Raw genomic sequence first — 6,448 nt, forward strand, 5'->3', positions numbered from 1 at the left:
ATCTGCCGCGTCCGGCGCAAGTTACTCCCTTTTATCTTCATCTACTATACAAGAAAAAAGTTATGCTGTCAATCAAAATCTGCCGTATATTTACGCATTGTATTTACTCCTGTCCTTTAGCATTGCCGGTAAATTCTTTTTTCATCCTGCAAAAAGGGGCTGTCTTTACGACAACCCCTCTTTTCCCTTTTGATTAACTTTTTTACAGGTCATAAGCGCTGTAGAATCTGCTGATAATGGTCGCGCAGACCGCTCTGACCGTTTCGCCCTGCGGGTTCAACCTGCCATTATCGCCAGTGATGATCCCGTTGGCCACGCACCAGCTCATGGCGTCTTTTGCAAAGCTGTTGACATTCGCGGCATCCGGATAAGAGCTGAAGTCTGCCCTCTGGCTGGTATCCAGTCCAAGGTAGTTCGCATACCGGAACATCATCACTGCTATCTGCTCCCGGTTGATGTTATCGCCAGGGCCGAATTTTCCGGTATCCGTATATCCGGTGACAATGCCGGCGTTTGCCGCCCACAACACAGACTCTGTGTAGAACTGACCGGTAATAACGTCCGGGAACTTCTGCTCAAATGTGACGGCAGGCTCATCTTCCATGCGCCAGAGAATGGTTGCAAACTGCGCTCTGGCCAGTTTGTCATTGGGGCCAAAAATCGTATCCGTAAGGCCGGTCATCAGACCTTTGTTATAAACATCTTTTACTGTCTCGTAATACCATACGCCAACACCAAAATCAGTAAATGGAAGCTTAGGTTCCACTGTCACTTCTTCTTTCTTAACTGTTACCTGGCAGCTGGCGCTCTTGCCGTTGACTGCTGTGGCTGTGATCGTTGTGGTTCCCGCCGCCACTGCGGTGACTTTACCGTTCTGATCTACTGTTGCAACAGCAGTGTTCCCGGATTTCCAGGTGATAGTTTTATCATCTGTCGTATCGGCCGGGACAACAGATGCTGCCAGAGTCCCTGTTTCACCTTCTGTAAGCGTAAGGCTTGCCGGGCTTACAGACACACCTGTGATCGGCTTTGCCTCTTCTGTTGCGATAGAAAAAGAATAATTTCCAGTATACTGCAAAGAATCTCCGCCTTTTTCCACCAGGAAATAATAGGAACCGCTGGTAAGATCCACTGTCTCATTTATAAGGTTTACTCCGATGTCGTCATCGAACCTTCCATTGACTTTCCAGACTTCCTTTACGCTACTGTCATAAATATGAAGACAAACCCTATACATTGTTCCACTGAAATTCACATCTACAGAACCCGTCTCTTTTACAGTAAATTTATAAAAATCTGACCCTTCATTAATGGCAAGCTGGCCTTTGTATTGGGTATTTGTTTTAATCTCACTGCTAGTTGTATGGTTATCATTTCCATTTCCGCCAACTGCTTCTTCAAAGCTCTCTTCCGCTGAAGTAAAATTAACGCCGAACTCATAGTTGCCCGTATAATCCTTTAGAAGACTTTCCATCTTCAGGTAATAAGTCCCTTTTAATAGATTTAACTCCTCACTGATTAAAATCAGGTGCGTACTTTCATTCCAGCGCTTGGACCCACTGTCCCATACCTCTTTATAATTGCTGTCATATAGTCTTATGCACATATTACGCAGATATCCTGTGAAGTTTAACGCAGCCTTTCCGGAAGAAGGAATTGTAAATTTGTAAAAATCCCCGTCCTCATTATGTGCGATCTGGCCCTTGTAGCTGGTGTCGAGATTAATCACATTGCTGTCAGCCAACGAATCATCAGAACCCCCCATTTCTTCCGGAAAACTTTCCTGAGCTGAAGTAAAAGTCATCGTAAATTCATAATCTCCCCAATCAATGCCAGAAGATGTGTTCGTATTTCTCTCAACAATAAACTGATAATTTCCTTTTGTTAAATCTAATTCCTGGGTTTCCCTCACCAGTCCTGTACTGGCATCCTGACCATAATATGTATTATCGTCACCTACATTTTCTCCTGCCGGATTATAAAACTTCAGTCTTACTCCACGGAATTCACCGGTAAAATCCAAGGATATCCTTCCGGATTCTGCCAATGTAAAATTGTATGTATCTCCTTTGATCTCCTTTGAAAGCGTTCCACTTACTTTCGTACCCATGGTATATTGCTTTGTATTCATAACCCCATCATTGGCATTGACAGGCCTTGCGGTCTCGCATCCCGCAGATACATCTGCCGCATATCCGGACACCGAAAAACTTCCGGCCAACATACAACAGCTTAGCAATATTGCGAATGATTTCTTAAACATAGCTATTTCCCCCTGTACTTTTTTACTAATTTGATTCTTTATACATTTTTTTATTTCTTCTGTCACCCTCCCAAACACATTCCTCCATTTCTGTCTTTCATTTTCTCTGTATTTATCCGGTTTTGCACCGAACAATCTCTGTCCTTATTATATAACGGAAACTGCGGGCAGGCAAGATTCCTGTCCGCAGTTCTTCTGTCTATTTTCCTGTCCATTTTCCTATCCATTCTTCCGCCAGGGATCATATAAAACCTGATCCGGAATGTTGCCGGGATTATTTTCCGCAATCCACTTCCGGAACCTTAAGTCCATCCACCTCAAAACAAGTAATCCAGGGATATTCTACATAATTGACAGATACCTTCTCCGCTCGTTCCACCCCTTCTGCAGGATAATATACATTGCCAAGCTCGCTAAAGTCGACCAAATACCCTTTTCCCCGCATTGTCTCTTCGTCCTCATCGGTAAAGCTTACCGAAACCTCCAGGTACGGAGGCGCACATCAGCTGGTGATTTCTTCCACATTCAGCACCACTTGCCGCCATCCATACTTTTGCATATATTCTTTTGCGTTATCATTTAAATAAACCATCAGACTCTCCTCTTCGTCTACGATATGAAAAATTTCCAGTTGTCAATAATCCATTTTCTTATTAATGCCAAGCTTACTCAGCAAAGCTTCTTGCAGTACCTGTGAAAAATTTACCCCCATTGCTGTTGCCTCCTCATTCAGCCATTCAGGAATGCTAAGGGTCTTCTTTACCGCTCTGGAATTGTGCTTCTTCTGATATTCCAGCATATCAAATTCAATAATTGCCAGTGTTCCTTCTTCCACATCTACCTTATCAATCTCCGTTGGGCTTGGGATCTCCTCCCCTTCTTCTTTTCTGCTCACCAAAGCCAAACCCATTGCCTCAACAGCCATCTCATAAGCCCTGGTCATATCATCGCCTTCTGTGAAGCATTCTGGAAAGTCTGGAAATGAAACCCAGAATCCGCCCTCTTCTGCTCTATGAAATACCGCCGGATAAAACAATTTATTCATACGTGATACCTCCCATTTACTCTCTGGGCGCAAGATTTATCGCAGCCCCGCCTGTTTAAGTATTGCCTGCTCCAAACCTTTTTTCATGGCTTTGGAGTGATAAGGAACAATTACCATTCTTTCAGATTCCGGATTCTTCAATTTTACATGAGAACCATTTTGACTCACTTCTTCAAATCCGTTTTTTTTTGAGATGCCTAATCATCTCTTTGGGTGTCATTGGCATCTATTGTATCTCCTTTCCTTATCATAATGCTATTATATCACGTATCATTACGTGCGTAAATATTTTTACGTAATTTTACGTATATTCTATTTTATTTACCCGGCCACTCTGCTTATAAGTCGACGATATATTTGCTCACAAATACGGTAAAAGCAGCAATTAATTATTTAAATAATAATCTGGGACATAAATGAAACATTAAAATATAAATGGAACATTTTAAACAGAAAAAACCGGCATCATGCGACACCATATAAAAAATTAGAAGAATAGCGGAAACCCAAGTAAATACTAGATTTCCGCCTCTTTAGATTCATGAGCGTGCGGGGATTCGAACCCCGGACAACTTGATTAAAAGTCAAGTGCTCTACCGCCTGAGCTACACGCCCGAAAATATTTTCTTTTAGATAAAGAAAGTGCCCAGAGCCGGAATCGAACCAGCGACACGAGGATTTTCAGTCCTCTGCTCTACCGACTGAGCTATCTGGGCGAAATTGCGGGGGCAGGATTTGAACCTACGACCTTCGGGTTATGAGCCCGACGAGCTTCCAGACTGCTCCACCCCGCGATATGAAATTAATGTCTTTTTCAAGACAAAGCCGATGATCGGACTCGAACCGATAACCTGCTGATTACAAATCAGCTGCTCTGCCAATTGAGCCACATCGGCCTACCGTGATCGAACGGCTAATGGATGGAGGTGGATTCGAACCACCGAAGCAATTTGCAACAGATTTACAGTCTGCCCCCTTTGGCCACTCGGGAATCCATCCAGATTGTCTGGGGCCTATAGGGCTCGAACCTATGACCCTCTGCTTGTAAGGCAGATGCTCTCCCAGCTGAGCTAAGACCCCATACAACGACCCAGAAGAGACTCGAACTCTCGACCTCCGCCGTGACAGGGCGGCGCTCTAACCAACTGAGCCACTGGGCCATTTTCATATTATATAGAAAGTATATCATATACCTTCAAAACTGCATATAAGAAACTTTTCATCCTGCCTACCGACCTTCTTTGGTCATGCCCTCGACCGATTAGTAGCAGTCAGCTCCATACATTACTGTACTTCCACCTCTGCCCTATCTACCTCGTCGTCTTCAAGGGGTCTTACTAACTTGCGTTAGGGATATCTCATCTTGAGGGGGGCTTCACGCTTAGATGCCTTCAGCGTTTATCCCCTCCCGGCTTGGCTACTCTGCCATGACCTTGGTGGTCAACAGATACACCAGCGGCCAGTCCATCCCGGTCCTCTCGTACTAAGGACAGCTCCTCTCAAATATCCTACGCCCGCGCCGGATAGGGACCGAACTGTCTCACGACGTTCTGAACCCAGCTCGCGTACCGCTTTAATGGGCGAACAGCCCAACCCTTGGGACCTACTTCAGCCCCAGGATGCGATGAGCCGACATCGAGGTGCCAAACCACTCCGTCGATGTGAACTCTTGGGAGTGATAAGCCTGTTATCCCCAGGGTAGCTTTTATCCGTTGAGCGATGGCAATCCCACTTTATACCACCGGATCACTAAGTCCTACTTTCGTACCTGCTCCACCCGTCGGTGTCGCAGTCAAGCTCCCTTCTGCCTTTGCACTCTTCGAATGGTTTCCAACCATTCTGAGGGAACCTTTGAGCGCCTCCGATACCCTTTCGGAGGCGACCGCCCCAGTCAAACTCCCCACCTGACATTGTCCCCCAGCCGGATTACGGCTGCTGGTTAGAAACCCAGTACTGCAAGGGTGGTATCCCAACAGTGGCTCCATGGCAACTGGCGTCACCACTTCTTTGCCTCCCACCTATCCTGTACATGCAATACCGAATCCCAGTATCAAGCTGGAGTAAAGCTCCATGGGGTCTTTCCGTCCTGGCGCAGGTAACCAGCATCTTCACTGGTACTTCAATTTCACCGGGTGCATTGTTGAGACAGTGCCCAAATCATTACGCCTTTCGTGCGGGTCGGAACTTACCCGACAAGGAATTTCGCTACCTTAGGACCGTTATAGTTACGGCCGCCGTTTACTGGGGCTTAAGTTCAAAGCTTCGCTTACGCTAACCTCTCCCCTTAACCTTCCAGCACCGGGCAGGCGTCAGCCCGTATACCTCACCTTTCGGTTTTGCACAGACCTGTGTTTTTGCTAAACAGTTGCTTGGGCCAATTCTCTGCGGCCGGCTCTCACCGGCACTCCTTCTCCCGAAGTTACGGAGTCATTTTGCCGAGTTCCTTAACAATGCTTCTCCCGTCGGCCTTAGGATTCTCTCCTCATCCACCTGTGTCGGTTTACGGTACGGGCACAACATAAACGATAGCGGCTTTTCTTGACGCATGGCTCACATGCTTCCCTACTCTTTGTTCGGTCCGCATCACGCCTTTGGATCATGTGACGGATTTGCCAATCACACTCCTACTTCGCTTGCACCGGTCTTCCCATTCCCGGCTCATGCTCTCCACACGTGTCCCCACAGTTCTGTTATGTTGTGGTACAGGAATCTCCACCTGTTGTCCATCGACTACGCCTCTCGGCCTCGCCTTAGGCCCCGACTTACCCAGAGCAGATCAGCTTTACTCTGGAAACCTTGGATATTCGGCCGGAAGGATTCCCACCTTCCTCTCGCTACTCATTCCGGCATTCTCTCTTCTTAAAAGTCCACGGCTCCTTATCGGTACCGCTTCGTCCCTTTAACAATGCTCCTCTACCAATGTATTGCTACATTCCTGAGCTTCGGCAGTGTGTTTCAGCCCCGGACATTTTCGGCGCAGGACCTCTCGACTAGTGAGCTATTACGCACTCTTTGAATGTGTGGCTGCTTCTAAGCCAACATCCTAGTTGTCTTCGAAATCCCACATCCTTTTCCACTTAACACACATTTTGGGGCCTTAGCTGCAGGTCTGGGCTCTTTCCCTCTCGACTGCCCAACTT

At 46.5% G+C, this 6,448-nt stretch carries 4 protein-coding genes, 7 tRNA genes and 1 rRNA gene (1 of these 12 running past the window's edge); all 12 read right to left on the reverse strand.

Going from position 1 to position 6,448, the window contains the following annotated elements; translation table 11 throughout:
- Window positions 1–202: 202 nt before the first annotated feature.
- The gene (locus tag ABGT54_RS10350) at window positions 203–2,263 is read right to left on the reverse strand and encodes an S-layer homology domain-containing protein (protein ID WP_346664034.1); all 2,061 of its coding nucleotides are present in this window, start codon (window positions 2,261–2,263) and stop codon (window positions 203–205) included.
- Window positions 2,264–2,537: 274 nt separating this feature from the next.
- Window positions 2,538–2,690: a hypothetical protein gene (locus ABGT54_RS10355; RefSeq protein WP_346664035.1), complete on the reverse strand. Its 153-nt coding sequence runs from the start codon at window positions 2,688–2,690 to the stop codon at window positions 2,538–2,540.
- A gap of 207 nt (window positions 2,691–2,897) precedes the next feature.
- The gene (locus tag ABGT54_RS10360; RefSeq protein WP_346664036.1) at window positions 2,898–3,308 is read right to left on the reverse strand and encodes a type II toxin-antitoxin system HicB family antitoxin; all 411 of its coding nucleotides are present in this window, start codon (window positions 3,306–3,308) and stop codon (window positions 2,898–2,900) included.
- 36 nt (window positions 3,309–3,344) lie between these two features.
- The gene (locus ABGT54_RS10365; protein ID WP_346664037.1) at window positions 3,345–3,476 is read right to left on the reverse strand and encodes a type II toxin-antitoxin system HicA family toxin; all 132 of its coding nucleotides are present in this window, start codon (window positions 3,474–3,476) and stop codon (window positions 3,345–3,347) included.
- A gap of 374 nt (window positions 3,477–3,850) precedes the next feature.
- Window positions 3,851–3,923 (reverse strand) — tRNA-Lys (locus tag ABGT54_RS10370).
- Window positions 3,924–3,951: 28 nt separating this feature from the next.
- A tRNA-Phe gene (locus ABGT54_RS10375) sits at window positions 3,952–4,024 on the reverse strand.
- 4 nt (window positions 4,025–4,028) lie between these two features.
- A tRNA-Met gene (locus tag ABGT54_RS10380) sits at window positions 4,029–4,102 on the reverse strand.
- Window positions 4,103–4,131: 29 nt separating this feature from the next.
- Window positions 4,132–4,204, reverse strand: a tRNA-Thr gene (locus ABGT54_RS10385).
- 21 nt (window positions 4,205–4,225) lie between these two features.
- Window positions 4,226–4,307, reverse strand: a tRNA-Tyr gene (locus ABGT54_RS10390).
- A gap of 8 nt (window positions 4,308–4,315) precedes the next feature.
- A tRNA-Val gene (locus ABGT54_RS10395) sits at window positions 4,316–4,388 on the reverse strand.
- 6 nt (window positions 4,389–4,394) lie between these two features.
- Window positions 4,395–4,468, reverse strand: a tRNA-Asp gene (locus tag ABGT54_RS10400).
- Window positions 4,469–4,549: 81 nt separating this feature from the next.
- Window positions 4,550–6,448, reverse strand: a 23S ribosomal RNA gene (locus ABGT54_RS10405) (it continues 992 nt past the right edge of the window).

This window comes from uncultured Merdimonas sp. (assembly GCF_963929015.1).
Classification (GTDB): Bacteria; Bacillota; Clostridia; order Lachnospirales; family Lachnospiraceae; genus Merdimonas.

Bases quoted from the DNA above. Each gene is read 5' to 3' on its own strand.
- ABGT54_RS10350 (WP_346664034.1), bottom strand. From the start codon at position 2,263: ATGTTTAAGAAATCATTCGCAATATTGCTAAGCTGTTGTATGTTGGCC.
- ABGT54_RS10360 (WP_346664036.1), bottom strand. From the start codon at position 3,308: ATGAATAAATTGTTTTATCCGGCGGTATTTCATAGAGCAGAAGAGGGC.